The sequence below is a fragment of the Burkholderia sp. HAN2018 genome, assembly GCF_024704855.1.
Taxonomy (GTDB): domain Bacteria; phylum Pseudomonadota; class Gammaproteobacteria; order Burkholderiales; family Burkholderiaceae; genus Burkholderia; species Burkholderia cepacia.
On sequence record NZ_QOBB01000041.1, the window covers coordinates 25532 to 42464 of the forward strand.

Genomic DNA, 16933 nt, shown 5'->3' on the forward strand with positions numbered 1-16933 from the left:
ATGCAAAAACGTCCCGCCGCCGGCAACGAATGCCGGCGGTGGGACGTCGGAACGACAACGTCGATGCGGGCCGTCAGGCGCCGATACGCTGCTCGATCTTCTTCATCGTGTCGGTCATTTCGGCCGGCAGGCGCAGCTTCAGCATGTCGAACAGCGCCGCATGCAGCTTCAATTCCTCACGCCATTCGTCGGCGTTCATCGACGTCACCGCGTCGAACTGCTCGCGCGTGAAATCGAGGCCGTCCCAGTGCAGGTCCTCGTACGCAGGCGACACGCCGAACGCATGCTCATCGCCGCCACCCGTGCCTTCGAGACGGTCGAGCATCCACTTCAGCACGCGCATGTTCTCGCCGAAGCCCGGCCACACGAACTTGCCGTTCGTATCCTTGCGGAACCAGTTCACGCAGTAGATCTTCGGCAGTTTCGCGCCGGTGCCTTCGAGCTGCTTGCCGAGCTTCAGCCAGTGCGCGAAATAATCGCTGACGTTGTAGCCACAGAACGGCAGCATCGCGAACGGATCGCGGCGCACGATGCCCTGCTGGCCGACCGCCGCGGCGGTCGTCTCCGAGCCCATCGTCGCGGCCATGTACACGCCTTCGACCCAGTCGCGCGCCTCGGTCACGAGCGGCACGGTCGTCGAACGGCGGCCGCCGAAGATGAACGCGTCGATCGGCACGCCGGCCGGGTTCTCCCAGTCGTCGTCGATCGACGGGCACTGCGCGGCCGGCGCCGTGAAGCGCGAATTCGGATGCGCCGCCTTGCGGCCCGTCTCCTTGCCGATCTCAGGCGTCCACGGGTTGCCCTGCCAGTCGGTCAGCTTCGCGGGCGGCGTGTCGGTCAGCCCTTCCCACCACACGTCGCCGTCTTCCGTCAGCGCGACGTTCGTGAAGATCACGTTTTCCGTGAGCGTCGAGATTGCGTTCGGGTTGGTCTTCACGCCCGTGCCCGGCGCGACGCCGAAGAAGCCGGCTTCCGGGTTGATCGCATACAGCCGGCCGTCGCGGCCCGGCTTCAGCCACGCGATGTCGTCGCCGATCGTCGTGACCTTCCAGCCATCGAAACCCTGCGGCGGAATCAGCATCGCGAAGTTCGTCTTGCCGCACGCGGACGGGAATGCGGCCGCGACGTGATATTTCTTGCCGGCCGGCGACGTCACGCCGAGGATCAGCATGTGTTCGGCAAGCCAGCCCTGGTCGCGCCCCATCGTCGATGCGATACGCAGCGCGAAACACTTCTTGCCGAGCAGCGCGTTGCCGCCGTAGCCCGAACCGAAACTCCAGATCTCGCGCGTCTCGGGAAAGTGCACGATGTACTTGACCGGGTTGCACGGCCACGGAACGTCCTGCTGGCCGGCTTCGAGCGGATGGCCGACGCTGTGCACGCACGGCACGAAATCGCCGTCCTCGCCCAGCACGTCGTACACCTCGCGGCCCATGCGCGTCATGATCCGCATGTTCACGGCGACGTACGGGCTGTCGGACAGCTCGACGCCGACGTGCGCGATCGGCGAGCCAAGCGGGCCCATCGAGAACGGCACGACGTACAGCGTGCGGCCGCGCATCGAGCCGCGGAACAGGCCGTTGAGCGTCTCGCGCATTTCGGCGGGCGCGATCCAGTTGTTGGTCGGGCCGACGTCGTCGCGCGATGCCGCGCAGATGAACGTGCGATCCTCGACGCGCGCGACGTCCGACGGATCGGATTGCGCGAGATACGAGTTCGGGCGCTTCGCCGGGTTCAGCCGCTTGAGCGTGCCCTGGTCGACCATCTCCTGGCACAGCGCGTCGTATTCTTCCTGCGAACCGTCACACCACACGACACGCTCGGGCTCCGTGAGCGCCGCGATGCGCGACACCCAGTCGATCAGCTTGCGATGTTTGACGAAAGCCGGCGGAGCGATCAGCGGGCCGTGTGTCGCTTCGGCCAGATTGTTTTGCGACATGAGGGTGTCTCCAGATTATTGGGCGAGGATGGGGGATGCGGGGCGAGCCCGCGAGATGGGGGATGCGATTGGAGCGCAGAGTGCGGCGGCGCGCAGGACGGGACACGCGAGCGGAGCGCGTGTCGATGCCGCGATGCGTGCGAGAGAAGGTGACGTCTCGTTAGAAGGTGCGAACGCGAGTTTCGCCATGCAAGCAACCTGCCGTACAACTCCATGGCGACCAGCATACCATCGCCGTTATTTGGCAAACGTTGCGTTGCAACAAGAAACAACCATGTCGGCGATCCGGCACGCCGGTTGCCTGTGAATTATTTTTACAACGCCATTGCGCGCGTTTCGGGGGCGAAACGCGCCGGGACGGCCGTCCAACAAGGGTTTCGCGGAAGCGGCAAATCCGGCCCGCCGCGCCCGCGTTTAGCCAGCGAGCGCGCGGGCCGTGCGAATTCACGTTTTCGCTAGTCAGGCAAACCCTGAATTAGGTTGCGTACACAAACATCCGACGAGAACGTGCGGCGGGCCCACCCGCTCAAAACGGCGCGCCCGGCAATCCGGGGTAATACGCGCCTGCCGCCATCCCGCCGTCGACGGCCAGTTCGGCGCCGTTGCAGTACGACGCTTCGTCGCTCGCGAGGAACAGCGTCGCGCGCGCGATTTCGTCGGGCAGGCCGACGCGTTGCATCGGCACGTTCGCATAGTGCTTGTTGATTTCCTCGAGCGGCGCGCCGGTCGGGTTCGACATCGCGGTGTTCACGCCACCCGGATGAATCGAATTCACGCGCACGCCCTGATGGCCGAGTTCGAGCGCCGCGACCTTCGTCAGCCCGCGTACGCCCCACTTGCTCGACACGTACGCGGCCAGTGCGTTCACGCCGCGCAGCCCGTCCACCGACGAGATGTTGACGATCGACCCGCGCTTCTGCGCGATCATGCGCGGCGCGATCGTCCGGATCCCGACGAACGTGCCGACGAGGTTGATCGACACAGCACGCTCGAAATCGCGTTTCGACAGCTCGGTGATGCCGCCGAACGTCAGCACGGCCGCATTGTTGACCAGCACGTCGATACGGCCGAACTGCTCGACCGTCGCTTCGGTCACGCGCACCCAGTTCGCTTCGTCGGCGACGTCGAGCCGCATGAAGCGCGCCGCGTCGCCGAGCTCGCGCGCGAGCGCTTCGCCTTCCGCATCGAGCACGTCGCCGATCACGACGCGCGCGCCCTCCGCGACGAACAGCCGGCACGTCGCCGCGCCCATGCCACGCGCACCGCCCGTGACGATCGCTACCTTTCCTTCCAGTCGACCCATGTCGTCCTCTCTTCGATTCCGGTTTGCCGGCCGCCGCGCGCAAGCGTGCACGCACTTGCCGGATCATGATCGGCACGCGGCCGGTGCCGCGCGCCTCCGCCGTCAGCCGCCGTCGTCAGCCCCAGTACGCCTGCCCGCCGTCGAGCGGCAGCGTCGCGCCCGTCAGATACGCAGCGTCGCGGCTCGCCAGAAACACGATCGCGCGGCCGATGTCCTGCTCGCAGTCGCCTACGCGGCCGAGCGGAATCGTGCGGAAAAACGCGGCGGCTTCCTGCGGGTTCGCATCGACCCAGCCTTTCAGGCCCGGCGACAACGCGTGCGGTGCGACCGCGTTCACGCGGATCCCGTCCACGCCCCACTCGCAGGCAGCCGCGCGCGTCAGCGCACGAATCGCCTCCTTGGTCGCCGCGTACGCGCCGTAGCCGGACGCATCCCAGCGCACCGCGGCCGACGAAGCGAAATTGACGATCACGCCGTCGCCCTTCAGATGCGGATGGCACGCGCGCATCATGCGCAGCGTCGCGATCGGCCCCGACTCGAGCCCCGCGAGGAAATCCGCATCGGTTATGTCGAGCAGGCGGCCGAGCGGCACGACCTGCGCGTTGTTGATCAGGATCTGCACGCCGCCGAAGCGCGCAACGACGCTGTCGACGCATACCACGATCTGCGCGGCGTTCATCACGTCGCACACGAACGGCTCGGCCACGCCACCACGCGCGCGAATCGCCTCGCAGGTCGTGAGCAGCTTGTCGCGGGTACGACCGACCACCGCGACGTGCGCGCCTTCCGCCGCGAGCGCCTGCGCAACGCCCTGGCCGACGCCCTGCCCTGCGCCCGTCACGAGCGCGACCTTGCCTTTCAGGATGCCCATGTGCGCTCCTCAGGCGACGATCGCGGGATGGGCCTGCACGGGCCCGCCGAGCAGTTCGCGGTACGACGGCGGCTGCTTGCCGTCGAGATCGGCGATGCCGTACCGCAACGCGGCTTCCGCGCCGACGAGCACCTGCCCCGACCACGCCATGCGCTGCGGATCGCCATGGATCGCGTGAATCACGCGGCCCGTGAATTCCGGGCTTTCCGCGACGAGCGAGAATTCCTTGTACAGATCCGGGTGTTCTTCCCACACGCGCGTCGTGCGCTCGGTGCGCAGCGGGCCCATCCAGATCGACACGGCCGCGACGTCGAACGGCTTCAGGTCGACGGCCATGTCCTTCGCGAACTTGTCGACACCGGATTTCTGCGCGCCGTAGGCCGCCCCGTGCATGTAACAGCTCGCGCCGAACGACGACGTGAACGCGATCAGCCCGCTGCGACGCTTCACCATCAGCGCCGCCGCGTGCCAGCTCGCGACATAGGCGGAGCGCAGCCCGACATCGAGGATGTTGACGAGGTCGAGCGACTTCTCCCAGAACGGGCCCGGCAGGATCAGTTGATCGTGCAGGTAGGTCGCGTTGTTGACGAGAATGTCGAGCCGCCCGCTTTCACGTTCGACACGCTCGAACAGCGCCTTCACCTGCGCGTCGTCCGCGTGGTCGCACGCCACCGCGATCCCGCGGCCGCCGAGCGCATCGATCTCGCGCGCAGTCTCGTGGATCGTGCCGGGCAGCGGCGCGTCGCCTTCGTTCTGCGAGCGGCCCGTGACGTAGACGGTCATGCCGGCCGCACCGAGCGCGCGCGCGATGCCCTTGCCCGCGCCGCGCGATGCGCCCGTCACGACGGCGACCGGCGCATCGTGGTTCTGTGTCATGTTCGATGTCTCCTGTGGAATGTGCGTCATGTGCAAGGCGCTGGCGTGCGTCAGGCGGCCGGCGGCTGCGCACCGGCGAACAGCACGCCCGGCGCATCGCCTTCGTAACGGGCCGACAGCGTCGACGTGACGACGCAGCGCGTGCCCGCGATCTTCCATTCGCCGTCGACCTTCCGGTATTCGTCGTCGTAGTACGCGCCGAGCTGCGTGAGCGTTCGCGCGTTCGTGTCGATCATCTGGTAGTGCAGGCCCCACGTGCCGCGCGCATGCACGTCGTCGAGCACGTCGATCTCGGGATTCACGCCGTGATGCATCTCGACGATGTGCGGATGGCAGCCGAGTTGCACGAATACGTCGACGAGCGCGTCGCGCGTGTCGAACGTGCCGATGCGGCCGTAGTCGATGTACACGTGGCCGGGCGCGAAGCAGTCGCGCATCCCTTGCGGATCCTTGCGGTCGCAGCACGTGAAGTAGCGCGCCTTCAGCCGGCGGATCGCGTCGGCATCCTCGAGCCGGCGCACACGCGCTTCCAGCGATTCGATGAGGGTCATCCTGTCTCCTTGTTCGGTGCCGGCGCGGTTCGATGGCCGCGTCGATGCCACGTTACCGCCGCGCGATCCGTCGGCCATCACCCGTTCGGATGAAACCGGCGATTCGTCCTCGCAGCGCCGGGCGCATGCGGACGGCGCGTTCGTCCGAACAGACGATGTGATGCAGGCGGCTTCGTTCCTACCATCGAACGACACCACCACGAGACCCGGCGATGGACGACACGACCCGCACGCTCCACGAGTACGAGCAGATCCGACAGTTGAAGTACCGGTATTTCCGCGCGGTCGACACGCACGACTGGGCGCTGCTCGCGGATTGCCTGACCGAAGACTGCGAGGCCCGCCTGTACGGCGGCCGCTACGTGTACGACGGCCGCGACGCGTTCGTGTCGAGCCTGCGCGAGCTGATCGGCAAGCCGACCTTCCTGACGATGCATCACGGCCATCACCCCGAGCTCACGCTGGTCTCGGCCGATCATGCGTGCGGCGTGTGGTTTCTCGAGGACCACGCGATCAATATCGAGGACAACTACCTGCTGCACGGCACTGCGTTCTACGACGACCAGTACGTGAAACGCGACGGCGCGTGGTGCATTCACGCGACGCGCCACGAGCGCCTGTTCGAAACCGTCACGTCCCCGATTCCGCCGTCGCTCACGCTGACCGCGAACCGGTTCGCGCCGGACGCATACCCGTCGGCCGGATCGCCCGAAACCGCTTCCTGAACCCCGGCGGCAACGCCGCCGATCCCGTCATTCCCCTCTGGAGCCGGAGCAATGGAGAAAGTCATTTACGTGTTGTGGCGCAACGCGCAGGCTGCGCCCGATCAGTGGAGCCGCACGGTGCGCGCGCCACTCGCCGACAAGCTGCTGTCCCTCGGTGCGCACGGCGTGCAGGTGAACGTCGCGGATGCGGACGTCGCGCCGGCCGCCGGCCTGAAGCAGACCAACACGCATCCGGGCATCGACGGGATCGTCGCGGTGTGGGTCGATAGCGCAAACGCGATGTTCCGCCAGCCGTTCGACGACGCGGTGCGTGCAATCGTCCCGCACATGGCTGCGTATCTCGTCACCGAATCTCAGCCGATTCCGAATACGCGCTTTCCGGCACGGCCGGGCGAGCGCACCACGGGCTTCTCGCAGCTCGCGTTCCTGAAGCGGCCGCCGCGCCTCACGCACGAAGCATGGCTCGACGTGTGGCACGGGCATCACACGCGCGTCGCGATCGATACGCAGGACAATTTCCTGTACGTGCAGAACGTCGTCGTGCGCGCGCTCACGCATGCGGCGCCCGGTTATGACGCGATCGTCGAGGAATGCTTTCCCGCCGCGGCGATGACCGATCCGCATGCGTTTTTCGATGCGGTGGGCGATGACGAAAAATTCCAGCGCAATGTGGCCGAGATGATGGACAGCTGTGGACGCTTCATCGACTTCGACAAGATCGATGTGCTACCGACGAGCCAGTATGTGGTGAAGGCCGTGCGGGGGTGAGTTCGGGGGATCGCGTGGGGCGATCCTTGCCGGCGCCGGGAGTTGTCGTTCGAGATTGCCGCACAGGCTTTCCCGGCCCCTTCAGCTCACTCGAACTTGCGGAAATCCACGTATTCCTTGACGAACTTCCCCGTCGACAGGAGTGCGCTTTCGATGTCCGCGATAACGGATGAGTTGTCGATCGACGCCGTCACGAACAGTCCCCAGATATCGTCGTCAATTTCATAGTGGCCCCGGGCGTAGGCCCAATAGCTGAAGTAGCGGTCGTGAAACAATGCGACCACGGGTTCATCAACGCCGTGCGGATGCGGAACCTCGACAGCGTGCAGCGCATCCTGCAGGATCGCGGCGATGCTCGGAAAATCCGCCGCACGATGATCATCGAGTACCTCGACCAGCAGATCACTGCCGTGAAATACCGGTCGAACACGGAATCGAATCAGGTTTGTCATGGCTCGTTTTCTGTTGTCGTGGCCCGGTATCGAACGACGGCTCGCAGCCGGTTACGAAAGCGGACACGCCGAACGGGCATTGGTCGCGTCGATGACGGCACACTTGCCGACGCCGGATTTCCGGTTACTCGAGCGCCTGCCGGATCGCCAAGGCGAGCCCGGCCGGATTCTCCCAGGCCATCGAATGGCCCGCGTTTTCCACGATGCCGACGTTCACCCCTTCCGCGGGAAGACGTTCGGTGTCGACATCGGGCAGCGAGCGTGCACCAAACAAAACGGTTCTCGGCATCTTCATCGAATGGAGCTGCTCGCGCCAGCTTGGATGACTGCCCTCGATGAGCGACACGGCACTTCGATGAACGGCGTACGGAGCACTGGCCGACATCGAAGCCGCCCAGATATCGCTGCCGCCGGCGGCGGATTCGGCGATCAGCGCGGCGTGCCCGGCTTGCACATATTCCACCTCTGTCATCGCCGCGATTTTTCTGCTGAAAAAGCCGCCTCCAGGCTCCAGATTGGGCTCGCCCAGCACGAGATGCCGCACCCGCTCACCGAGCTGCATCGATGCGGCGATCGCCACTGCGCCCCCCATGCTGTGACCGAACAGGTTGAGCGACGACAGCGCCAGATGATCGGCGAGTGCCGCGATCGTTCCGGCATGCTCTTGAATGGTGTAGGAAAAGTCCACGGGCCGATCGCTGAACCCGAATCCAGGCAGATCGACCAGCACCGCCCGATGCCCCGACAAAGCAGGCTGTGCCATGACGCCCGGATAATCGCAGGAGGACGCGCACCCCAATCCGTGAACGAAGAATGTCGGTATCCCTTGCCCGGGGAGATCGTGATACCGGATTCCCCATTGGCCGTTCCTTATGGCAAAAGTCTTCATGTTCGATTTCCAGCTTTCAACGTTCAACGGCGGTAGCGGCTGTACCGCGCCCTGACATCGCTGTCGTGCCACGCGGATGCATATTTCAAATCGAGCGTACGCATCGATACCCGAGAATCTACACTGACAGCCCCGCTTCCACGATATGGATCATGCATGGAATCGCCTGCCCCCTTCAGTGGTTCGAAGATTGCGCTCTTCAAGGACCGGGACATCCTCGTCTATCGACGTGACGACAAGCCCGACATCCCGTTTCCCGGCCTGTGGGACCTGCCCGGCGGAGGCAGGGAAGGTAACGAGACGCCCGAAGCGTGCGTGTTGCGTGAACTCCATGAGGAATTCGGACTGACGATACCGGGCAGCCGGATAGGTTGGTCCAGGGTCTATCCGTCGAGCCGGCCCGACCGCCTGCCACACTGGTTCTTCGCCGGTTGGCTGAGCGCTGCGGAAATCGCCGCGATCCGTTTCGGCAATGAAGGCCAGGAATGGACGCTGATGGATGTCGACGCGTATCTGCAGCTCACTGATGCGATCACGCATTTGCAGGCGCGCGTGACGGATTATCTGAATCGTTGACGGCGCACGGTTGCCGGCGATTGACGTTTGTCCTTCGAATGTCGCGTACTGTGCCGACGCCTGATCGATGCGTTCGACCGAAGGCGGTTGAAGTGACCATGCCCGCATCCCGACAGCAGACACTCGACGTCATTTGACCGGTGCCTGCTTCGATAAAGGCCGCCCTGACGGATCGACCGGATTCGACTGGAACTAGCGCCGATTCGCTGTCGCCGCATGCACGAACGCCGAAATTGCCGCCACCACGCCGTCCGCCAGCGGCAGATCCGGGTTCGAATAAGCGGCGAGGTTTTCCTGCAGCGCCGACGTGCGAACCGTCTTGAGCACATGATTGGCGTCGGCGATCAGCGCCATTTCGGCCCGCGGATTGGCCTGCTTCAGCAGTTCCGCGTCCTGTACGGCAACCTGGATATCCCGCGCCCCCTGCACGATGAGCACGGGCTTCATGTAACCGGCCAGCAGCGCTGCCGGATCGAGGATCAACTCGCTCATCAGGAAGCGCTGGACTTGCGGCCTGAACAACGGCATGAGTGCCGGGTCGATCCTGGCTGCGTCTACCCGTTCACCTGCCTCCAGGGATTCGAGGATCGACATTGCATTGGCAAGAATCGGAGCATTTGCCGGGTTCGATTGCAGTTGTTGCCTCAACACGGGACCTAGCGGGCGCCCTGCCGTCGATACCAGGATCAGGCCGCCGATGTCGTCCATTTGCCGGGCAGCCGACAACGCCACCCATCCGCCCTCGCTATGGCCCAACAGCCACACCCGGGAAGCGCCCATCCGCGCGCGAATGGCGGTGACCCAAGAACGGACGTCGGCCGCGTACTCGTCGATCGTGACGTCATCGGCATCCGGTATCGCCGACGCGCTGCCGTACATGCCGCGCTTGTCGATTCGAACCGACGCGATTCCTTCATCGCGCAATCCCTCCGCGAGCAATCGATAGGTCGACGCCTGAACCCCGTTCGGCGCGTTACCGTTCCTGTCGGCCGGGCCCGAGCCCGGCACGATCAGCACCACCGGGGCGTCGCCGGAACCCGGGGACAACAGCGTGCCTTTCAACGGGCCGGCCGGGCCCGGTGCTTCGATTTCCGTCTGCATGGTTTGTAAAGGATCTCTCGAATGAAGGGCGAAAGCCATTGTGATGCTCGCGAACATCGCCGTCGCCATCGGCCCTGGCCGCGCTTGAAACCCTCGACGTCTTCCTGGGATGGCCACGACGTCCTGGCAACACCGCGATCAATTGCCAGCGACGGAAGCGGCTCGTTCAAGCCGTCGTACCTGGCCGACACCTGGCCGATGCAATTGACCGAGGCCGCCCCGCTCTTGCCCGTCAGTCACCCGTGAACCGGCGCGGCTGATACGTATTCCCGTTCCAGGTAAAACGCGCGGACTTGCCCGCCCCGGCCTTTCCCTTGGGACGCACAAGGAGGTCGTAGTGCCCGTTCGTCATGTGAGGACTGAACGACAGCACGTAATGCGTCTCCGTCGTATTTTCCGCATCACAGGAATCCGGCCGGGCATCGCCCGGCTTCCCGCGTTTTCCGTCGTTCTTCTCGTCACATTCCGCAGCCCCGTCCTTGTCATAGGTCGACCAGTCGGTTAGCGCGGAGAAGACGGGCGTCACGCGACCATCGCGATAACGATACAGGCTCAGTATCCCGGTCGAATCGCTATGCGCGGTCGACGTGTAGTTATTGCCGAAGAGCACGCCAAAGGCAGTTTCCTGCGCGCTGATTCGGTAGGGAATGACGTCCATGGCCAGGAATGCACTCCATAACATCGGTGACGTATCGACGCGCTCGCTCCGATCGCTCGCGAGCAGGCGGAACCCTTGCCCGTCGCGGGTCAGCACACCTGTCCACAACTCCGCGTCGACGGTCTCGGTCGGGCGCTGTACCAATGCGGCCACGACCCAAAGCGGCCCTGAAGCCGACGGCCCATGTGCCCATGGTGACAGCGCGACACCCTTGACACTGTCTGCCGGGGCCGGGTCCGTGCCCATCAGGGTGCGCAACGCCGCTTGTTGCTGCTCGTCGTCGGTCACGTTGCTCGACGCAAACGCGCAGTGCGCGACCAGCGCCAGGACGAGCGTCAGCACCGTTTGGATGGAAAAGTCGAGTTTCCTGCTTCTTCGGGCGCGTGAGTCTCGCCGCCCAAAGGATGAATCATCTCCGCGCGCTTCCTGCATGCCGATCGACATTGCCCGTGTTCTCCTCGTAGATCCTGTTTCCAGCCAGTTGCAAGCAAGTTTCGTCGCGTCAACGTCTCTGCGCGTGACTCGACGGGCTTCGACCGCTCGAGCCGATGCCGGAGACGTCGAACCGCATCGCAGCGATTCAATTCATGGCGCCTTGGCCAAAGCCAGAACGGCCATCACCGCATCGTCCTCGATTCCCTTGATATCCGACGGGAACCGGTTTCTTTGCGGTATCAACACGATGAGCCCCTCGATCTGCGCGGTAACCAGCGCGGCTCGCCTCGCGAGCGCGGCTTGCGACAGCGCCGGGTTCACGGCCTCGATGAATCCAGCGATCACGCGCCGTTGAAACCCGTATCCCTCTTCGAGCATTTTCCGCGCGAACTCCTGAGTCTGCGCCAGTGCCCAGAAGTTCACGAACAGGCTTTGCGTCCGGGGCTGCTTGCCGTCCTCGAGCAACAACCTGACCACTTTCTCCAGGCGGCCCTCGGCTGTCAGCGACGTGTCCGCGCTGACACTGTCGTACGTATTAGCGTAGGCCTCCATCGTCGCGGAAAATCGGTTTCATCGACGACGAACGCATCATCTACTCGGGTGGATGTTTCGGTCACGGCGTCGCCCTGACGCACCTCAACGGCCGGACGATCGCGGACATGCTGAGCGGGAAGCAAACGGCCTTGACGGACTTCTGGATCGTGAACCGCAAATCGATGTCGATGAAAAGCGACACGCTGTCGTTCCTGTTCGGCAGGGCGGCGCGTCAAGCGCTGAAGACCTGGGACCGATGGGAGGAGCGAGGATTGACGAAGTAACGGCGGGGGATCGCGCGTTCCCGTCCTGGCCGGCGGCATGACGCTGGCGCCGGAACCCCGTCGCGATTCCTGTCGCCCGAAATCCTCATTCTTCGACGGGCCGCGCGCCGACCATTCCCCGACGCTCATCAACATTGCGCAACGCCACTGTTTGTCGATCCCCTTCCCACCCGTAGCGCCCTCCACGCCTCGCCCACACGCATCTTTGCCACGCCCATGACAAAACGTCTATAATTGGACAATCCATCGACCGGCACGCTAAAGCATTCGCCCCCTGGCGCGCCTCGATTCCCCGGCCCTGCCTGCCCGGAGCGACATGAGCGACTACCCCGTTTTCGACACGCTTTGCGATCTGCTGAACACGTCCGGCGCACGATTCCGCGTGCTGGAACATCCGGCCGAAGGAAAATCCGACGCGATCGCCGCGCTGCGCGGCACACGTCCCGAACAGGGCGCGAAGGCGATGCTGTGCACGTTCAAGGACGGCGGCGACTCCACTGCGCTCGCGGTGATTCCCGGCCACCTGAAGATCGATTTCCGCAAGGTCGCCGATGCGGTCGGCCGTCGCAAGGCGACACTCGCACCGCCCGATCTCGCGGCCGCCGTCACGCGCTGCGTGATGGGCGCCGTGCCGCCGTTCGTGTTCGACGCCAGCGTGACGCTCGTCGTCGATCCCGCACTGGTCGAACACAACACCGAGATTGCATTCAACGCGGGCCGCCTCGACCGCTCCGTCGTACTCGACGCGGCCGACTACGTGCGGATCGCGCAGCCGCTGCTCGCCGACATCACGCGGCCGCAAGCGGCGGACGGTGAGTAACCCGCCCGCAGCCCGCCGCCCGCCGCCCGTTTCCCAACGCCGTCGCATCGATCAGAACCCCGAAAGCGAAACCACCATGACCACCACCCGGAACAAGGCGCCGTCTGAGCAGGCATCGCTGATCGAACAGGTGCAGCGCATTGCCGAAGGGCTCGGCGCGATGTTCGCGCCGTTCACCGAGGTCGTGGTTCACGACCTGCGCACGCCGAAGCACGCGATTCTCGCGATCCACAACAACCTGTCGGGACGCGCAGTCGGCGATCCCGCGACCGAGCTCGGCCTCGCCCGCATCGCGGACGACGATTTCCCGCAAGTGCTCGCGAACTACCCGAACCGCTTCGCCGACGGCCGCACCGCGAAAAGCACGTCGATCGGCATCAAGGATTCGACCGGCCGCTACGTGGCCGCGCTATGCCTGAACGCCGACACCACGCTGTTCCGCGGCTTCCAGGGCATGCTGAACCAGTTCTGCAGCACGGACGGCGAAGCCGTCGCCGAAACGCTCGACCCGGCCGGCGCCGACGCGATCCGGCAACGCATCGACGCATTCGCGATGCGCCTCGCGACGACGCCGCGCGAACTGAAGACCGACCAGCGCCGCGAGCTGATGCAGGCGCTGAAGGCCGACGGTTTCCTCGAAGTGCGCCGCGCGATGGAAATCGTGTCGCAGCATCTCGGCGTCTCGCGCGCGACCGTCTACAACGATGCGAAATGATTCCGGATTCCGGATTCCGGCGCGCCGTGCGCGCGGCGTCCCTGTTGACTGACCTTTCCGACCCCAAACGACCATGAACGCTCCGACTCTCCCCACGTACGACGACGTTGCCGGCGCCGCGGCCCGGCTCGAAGGCCATGCGCACCGCACGCCGGTGATGACGTCGCGGACGATCGACGAAGCGCTCGGCGCGCAGGTGTTCTTCAAGTGCGAGAACCTGCAGCGCATGGGCGCGTTCAAGTTCCGCGGCGCGTTCAACGCGCTGTCGCGCTTCGACGCGGAGCAGCGCCGCAACGGCGTCGTCGCGTTCTCGTCCGGCAACCATGCGCAGGCGATCGCGCTGTCGGCGCGCATCCTCGGCATTCCCGCGACGATCGTGATGCCGCAGGACGCGCCGGCCGCGAAGATCGCCGCGACGCGCGGCTACGGCGGCAAGGTCGTGACCTACGACCGCTACACCGAGGATCGCGAGCAGATCGGGCGCGATCTCGCCGCGCGGCACGGGCTCACGCTGATCCCGCCCTACGACCACCCGGACGTGATCGCCGGCCAGGGCACGGCGGCCAAGGAACTGTTCGACGAAGTCGGCCCGCTCGACGCGGTATTCACGCCGCTCGGCGGCGGCGGGTTGCTGTCGGGCACCGCGCTCGCCACGCGCGCGCTGTCGCCGCACGCGACGCTGTACGGCGTCGAGCCGGAAGCCGGCAACGACGGCCAGCAATCGTTCCGCTCCGGCGCGATCGTGCATATCGACACGCCGCGCACGATCGCCGACGGCGCGCAAACGCAGCACCTCGGCAACCTGACGTTCCCGATCATCCGCCGCGACGTCGACGACATCCTCACCGCGACGGACGCAGAACTGGTCGACTGCATGCGCTTCTTCGCCACGCGTATGAAGATTGTGGTCGAGCCGACCGGCTGCCTGTCGTTCGCCGCCGTGCGACGGATGAAGGATGCGCTGCAGGGCAAGCGCGTCGGCGTGGTGATCAGCGGCGGCAACGTCGATCTCGAGAACTTCTGCACGCTGGTGTCGGCGTCGGCCTGACCATCGCGGCGCGCATGACCATTCCGTCATCCGCGCCGCATCACGCCTTCACGCCGCGTTAAGTTTCGCGCCCTAGACTGATTACGTTGTCCCGCAATCCGTCGCGCAGTCAGTCGTGAAGGAGCCACCATGAAAACGCACGCGATCGTCGCCGCCGCCCTGACGGCCGCTTCCCTTTCGGCGTTCGCTCAACCGGGCGTCACGTCATCCGGTTTTCCCGCCGCGTCGCCGCACGACGCCATCGCGCAAGCGACGCACCGCTCGCCCGCCGCGTTGCCGCACGCCGGCTTCGTGCTCGCGAAGATCGACCAGAACAATACGCCCCCCGATCGCGGCGGCGACCCGAGCGGCCGCACGCATTCCGGCACGCACATGTGACGGCCCGCGCCGGGCGCCGCTGCCGCCCGGCCCTCAGAACGACGGCAACGACGGATCGCGCGCGGCCAGGATGTCGTCGGTGCGCCGCTGCAGCGCGCCGTCGATCGTCTCCGGTTGCGGAATCAGCCAGTAGCGCCCGGCACGGATGCCGTCGAACACCCGCTCGGCGAACGCGTCGGGCGTGAGCCCGTGCGCGTTCAGCATCGAGCGCATCGTGTCGACGAAGCCGCGTACTTCGGGCCGGTCGTGCACCGCGCCGAACGGGTCGTTGAAGATGCCCGATTGCACGGGGCCGGGCGCAAGCAACGACACGCCGACCGGCGCACCGAGCATCTTCAGTTCTCCGTACAGCGATTCGGTCAGCGCGACCACTGCGAATTTCGTCGCCGAATAAGGCGACATCAGCGGGCTCGGCAGGAACCCGCCCACCGACGCGGTATTCACGATGCGCGCCGACACGTTGCGTTCGAGCATCCGCGGCACGAAGCTGCGGATTCCGTTCAGCACGCCGTGCACGTTGATCGCGAAGCTGCGCTCGAAGCGCTCCGGCGTGATTTCCCAGCTGAAGCCGGTCGCCATCACGCCCGCGTTGTTGAACAGCAGGTCGACGCCGCCGAAGCGCTGCCACGCGGCTTCCGCCAGCGCATCGACGGCTTCCGGCCGGCTGACGTCGGTCGGCACGCACAGCACGTCGGTGTCGAGCGTCGCGGCGAATGCGTCGAGCTTCGCCGGGTCGAGATCGGCCAGCACGACGCGCATGCCGAGCCCGGCAGCACGGCGTGCAAGCCCGCTGCCGATGCCGCTGGCCGCGCCGGTGATCACGGCGGTGCCGCCGTCGAAGCGAATCGGGTTCGTCATGTCAATCAGAGTCCTGTGGGGTCGATGTGGGGATGCGCATACGCGGGAATCACCGGCGGCGGCAGCACCGTGCGGCCGTCGAGCGAATGCACCGCGAGCTGCTGCGCGAGCGGGAAATGCAGGCTGTGCGTGACGAGGCCGGTGCGTTCGCGCGCCGGCAGGCTGCACAGCGCGAGCGCGGTTTCCGCGAGATACGCGACATCCTCGGTCGGATAGCCTTCGGGGATGTAGCGCGCGGCGCCCGGCGTGCGGATCGCCGTGCTCGGCGCGACGAGATTCACCGCGATGCCGTCGGCTTCGAGTTCGGCCGCGAGCCCCTGCGTGAAGCGCGACAGCGCCGCCTTCGCCGCCGCGTAGACGGTCGCGCCGCCCGCACGCGAGAAATCGTCGAACGGGCGCAGCGGCGGCAGCGCCGTCACCGAGCCGACGTTCACGATCCAGCCGGCGCCGCGCGCACGCATCAGCGGAATCGCGGCCTGCGCCAGCGCGAACGGAATCCGCAGATAGTGTTCGATCGTCGTGTCGAACATCGTCATCGGCATCGCGTCGACGCACGCATAGTCGGCCACGCCCGCGTTGTTGACGAGGATGTCGAGGCCGCCGGCCGCTTGCGCCGCGCGCCCGACGAGCGCATCGCGCTCGGCCGCGTTCGACAGGTCGGCCGCGAGCGCGATCGCGCGACCGCCCGCCTGCTCGATCAGCGCGACCGTTTCGGCGAGCGTGCCGGCGGTCGTGGCCGATCGCGCGAGGCTGCGCGCCGTCACGACGACGGTCGCGCCTTCGGATGCCAGGCGCTGTGCGATCGCACGGCCAATGCCGCGGCTTGCGCCGGTCACGAGCGCGCACTTGCCGGCCAGCACGCCGGTTCGGGTATCGGTCATCGTTGTCTCCTGTGATGGACGTGCGGGCCGCTCAACCGGCGATATCCGCAACATGAAGCACCAGCTTCGTTTTCGCCTCGCCCGTTTGAACGAGATCGAGGGCACGGGCCGCCTGTTCGAGCGGAAATCGGTCGAAGCGCGGCACGCGCAGTGCGCGCCGCTCGAGTTGCGCCGCGATCCGGCCGAGCGTGGCGCCGCTCGGCATCCGGCTGTAGGTCATCGCGGCGCGAAGGCCGCGCCGGGCGGCTTCGGCGGCCGTCGCGGCCAGCCG

At 66.0% G+C, this 16933-nt stretch carries 21 protein-coding genes; 8 read left to right on the forward strand and 13 right to left on the reverse strand.

The window, feature by feature from the left end; all coding sequences use genetic code 11:
* Positions 1 to 73 precede the first annotated feature (73 nt).
* The 5 genes from DPV74_RS13610 to DPV74_RS13630 form a co-directional block, all read right to left on the reverse strand.
* Positions 74 to 1939 (reverse strand): phosphoenolpyruvate carboxykinase (GTP), encoded by a 1866-nt coding sequence (locus DPV74_RS13610; RefSeq protein ID WP_119337377.1) that lies wholly within the window; start codon positions 1937 to 1939, stop codon positions 74 to 76.
* Between the two features lie 526 nt (positions 1940 to 2465).
* Positions 2466 to 3242, reverse strand: coding sequence for a glucose 1-dehydrogenase (locus DPV74_RS13615; protein WP_119337378.1), 777 nt, complete (start codon positions 3240 to 3242; stop codon positions 2466 to 2468).
* A 115-nt stretch (positions 3243 to 3357) separates the two neighbouring features.
* Positions 3358 to 4113 (reverse strand): SDR family NAD(P)-dependent oxidoreductase, encoded by a 756-nt coding sequence (locus tag DPV74_RS13620; protein ID WP_119337379.1) that lies wholly within the window; start codon positions 4111 to 4113, stop codon positions 3358 to 3360.
* 9 nt (positions 4114 to 4122) lie between these two features.
* A complete protein-coding gene (locus DPV74_RS13625; protein ID WP_119337380.1) occupies positions 4123 to 4989 on the reverse strand; it encodes an SDR family NAD(P)-dependent oxidoreductase in 867 nt (288 codons plus the stop codon).
* Between the two features lie 50 nt (positions 4990 to 5039).
* Entirely contained in the window at positions 5040 to 5540 is a 501-nt protein-coding gene (locus tag DPV74_RS13630; protein WP_119337381.1) for a nuclear transport factor 2 family protein, read from the reverse strand.
* 212 nt (positions 5541 to 5752) lie between these two features.
* On the opposite strand from DPV74_RS13630, the gene DPV74_RS13635 reads away from it, so the two are divergent.
* The gene (locus tag DPV74_RS13635) at positions 5753 to 6265 is read left to right on the forward strand and encodes a nuclear transport factor 2 family protein (protein WP_119337382.1); all 513 of its coding nucleotides are present in this window, start codon (positions 5753 to 5755) and stop codon (positions 6263 to 6265) included.
* A 51-nt stretch (positions 6266 to 6316) separates the two neighbouring features.
* Entirely contained in the window at positions 6317 to 7033 is a 717-nt protein-coding gene (locus DPV74_RS13640; RefSeq protein ID WP_060195668.1) for an EthD domain-containing protein, read from the forward strand.
* Between the two features lie 86 nt (positions 7034 to 7119).
* Here DPV74_RS13640 and DPV74_RS13645 read toward each other — a convergent pair whose 3' ends face one another.
* Both DPV74_RS13645 and DPV74_RS13650 read right to left on the reverse strand, forming a co-directional pair.
* Positions 7120 to 7485, reverse strand: a complete 366-nt coding sequence (locus tag DPV74_RS13645) for a hypothetical protein (protein ID WP_059697294.1) — start codon at positions 7483 to 7485, stop codon at positions 7120 to 7122.
* Positions 7486 to 7609: 124 nt separating this feature from the next.
* Positions 7610 to 8374, reverse strand: a complete 765-nt coding sequence (locus tag DPV74_RS13650) for an alpha/beta fold hydrolase (protein WP_119337383.1) — start codon at positions 8372 to 8374, stop codon at positions 7610 to 7612.
* A gap of 156 nt (positions 8375 to 8530) precedes the next feature.
* Between DPV74_RS13650 and DPV74_RS13655 the strand changes: the two genes are divergently transcribed.
* Entirely contained in the window at positions 8531 to 8950 is a 420-nt protein-coding gene (locus DPV74_RS13655) for an NUDIX hydrolase (RefSeq protein ID WP_059697296.1), read from the forward strand.
* Positions 8951 to 9142: 192 nt separating this feature from the next.
* On the opposite strand, the gene DPV74_RS13660 is transcribed toward DPV74_RS13655, so the two are convergent.
* The 3 genes from DPV74_RS13660 to DPV74_RS13670 all read right to left on the reverse strand — a co-directional run bounded on the left by DPV74_RS13660 (position 9143) and on the right by DPV74_RS13670 (position 11696).
* Complete coding sequence (locus tag DPV74_RS13660; RefSeq protein WP_240439974.1) at positions 9143 to 10108, reverse strand: alpha/beta hydrolase; 966 nt, start codon at positions 10106 to 10108, stop codon at positions 9143 to 9145.
* A 175-nt stretch (positions 10109 to 10283) separates the two neighbouring features.
* Entirely contained in the window at positions 10284 to 11153 is an 870-nt protein-coding gene (locus DPV74_RS13665) for a hypothetical protein (RefSeq protein ID WP_162923030.1), read from the reverse strand.
* Positions 11154 to 11294: 141 nt separating this feature from the next.
* Positions 11295 to 11696 carry a TetR family transcriptional regulator C-terminal domain-containing protein gene (locus DPV74_RS13670; RefSeq protein ID WP_059683644.1) on the reverse strand — a complete coding sequence of 134 codons (402 nt, stop codon included), beginning with the start codon at positions 11694 to 11696 and terminating at the stop codon, positions 11295 to 11297.
* A gap of 107 nt (positions 11697 to 11803) precedes the next feature.
* On the opposite strand from DPV74_RS13670, the gene DPV74_RS13675 reads away from it, so the two are divergent.
* From DPV74_RS13675 to DPV74_RS13695, 5 genes are all read left to right on the forward strand, one after another.
* On the forward strand, positions 11804 to 11962 hold the full coding sequence (locus DPV74_RS13675) for a hypothetical protein (RefSeq protein ID WP_196494411.1): 159 nt from the start codon (positions 11804 to 11806) through the stop codon (positions 11960 to 11962).
* Positions 11963 to 12278: 316 nt separating this feature from the next.
* Complete coding sequence (locus tag DPV74_RS13680; RefSeq protein WP_119337386.1) at positions 12279 to 12782, forward strand: YbaK/prolyl-tRNA synthetase associated domain-containing protein; 504 nt, start codon at positions 12279 to 12281, stop codon at positions 12780 to 12782.
* Between the two features lie 76 nt (positions 12783 to 12858).
* On the forward strand, positions 12859 to 13497 hold the full coding sequence (locus DPV74_RS13685) for a transcriptional regulator (protein WP_021162168.1): 639 nt from the start codon (positions 12859 to 12861) through the stop codon (positions 13495 to 13497).
* 73 nt (positions 13498 to 13570) lie between these two features.
* The gene (locus tag DPV74_RS13690; RefSeq protein ID WP_119337387.1) at positions 13571 to 14545 is read left to right on the forward strand and encodes a threo-3-hydroxy-L-aspartate ammonia-lyase; all 975 of its coding nucleotides are present in this window, start codon (positions 13571 to 13573) and stop codon (positions 14543 to 14545) included.
* A gap of 129 nt (positions 14546 to 14674) precedes the next feature.
* Positions 14675 to 14923 (forward strand): hypothetical protein, encoded by a 249-nt coding sequence (locus DPV74_RS13695; RefSeq protein WP_027791682.1) that lies wholly within the window; start codon positions 14675 to 14677, stop codon positions 14921 to 14923.
* A 33-nt stretch (positions 14924 to 14956) separates the two neighbouring features.
* On the opposite strand, the gene DPV74_RS13700 is transcribed toward DPV74_RS13695, so the two are convergent.
* The 3 genes from DPV74_RS13700 to DPV74_RS13710 form a co-directional block, all read right to left on the reverse strand.
* Entirely contained in the window at positions 14957 to 15781 is an 825-nt protein-coding gene (locus DPV74_RS13700; protein WP_119337388.1) for an SDR family NAD(P)-dependent oxidoreductase, read from the reverse strand.
* A 5-nt stretch (positions 15782 to 15786) separates the two neighbouring features.
* Positions 15787 to 16662 (reverse strand): SDR family NAD(P)-dependent oxidoreductase, encoded by an 876-nt coding sequence (locus DPV74_RS13705; RefSeq protein WP_060371939.1) that lies wholly within the window; start codon positions 16660 to 16662, stop codon positions 15787 to 15789.
* A 31-nt stretch (positions 16663 to 16693) separates the two neighbouring features.
* The coding region (locus DPV74_RS13710) for a zinc-binding dehydrogenase (RefSeq protein ID WP_162923031.1) at positions 16694 to 16933 on the reverse strand (240 nt) is incomplete at its 5' end.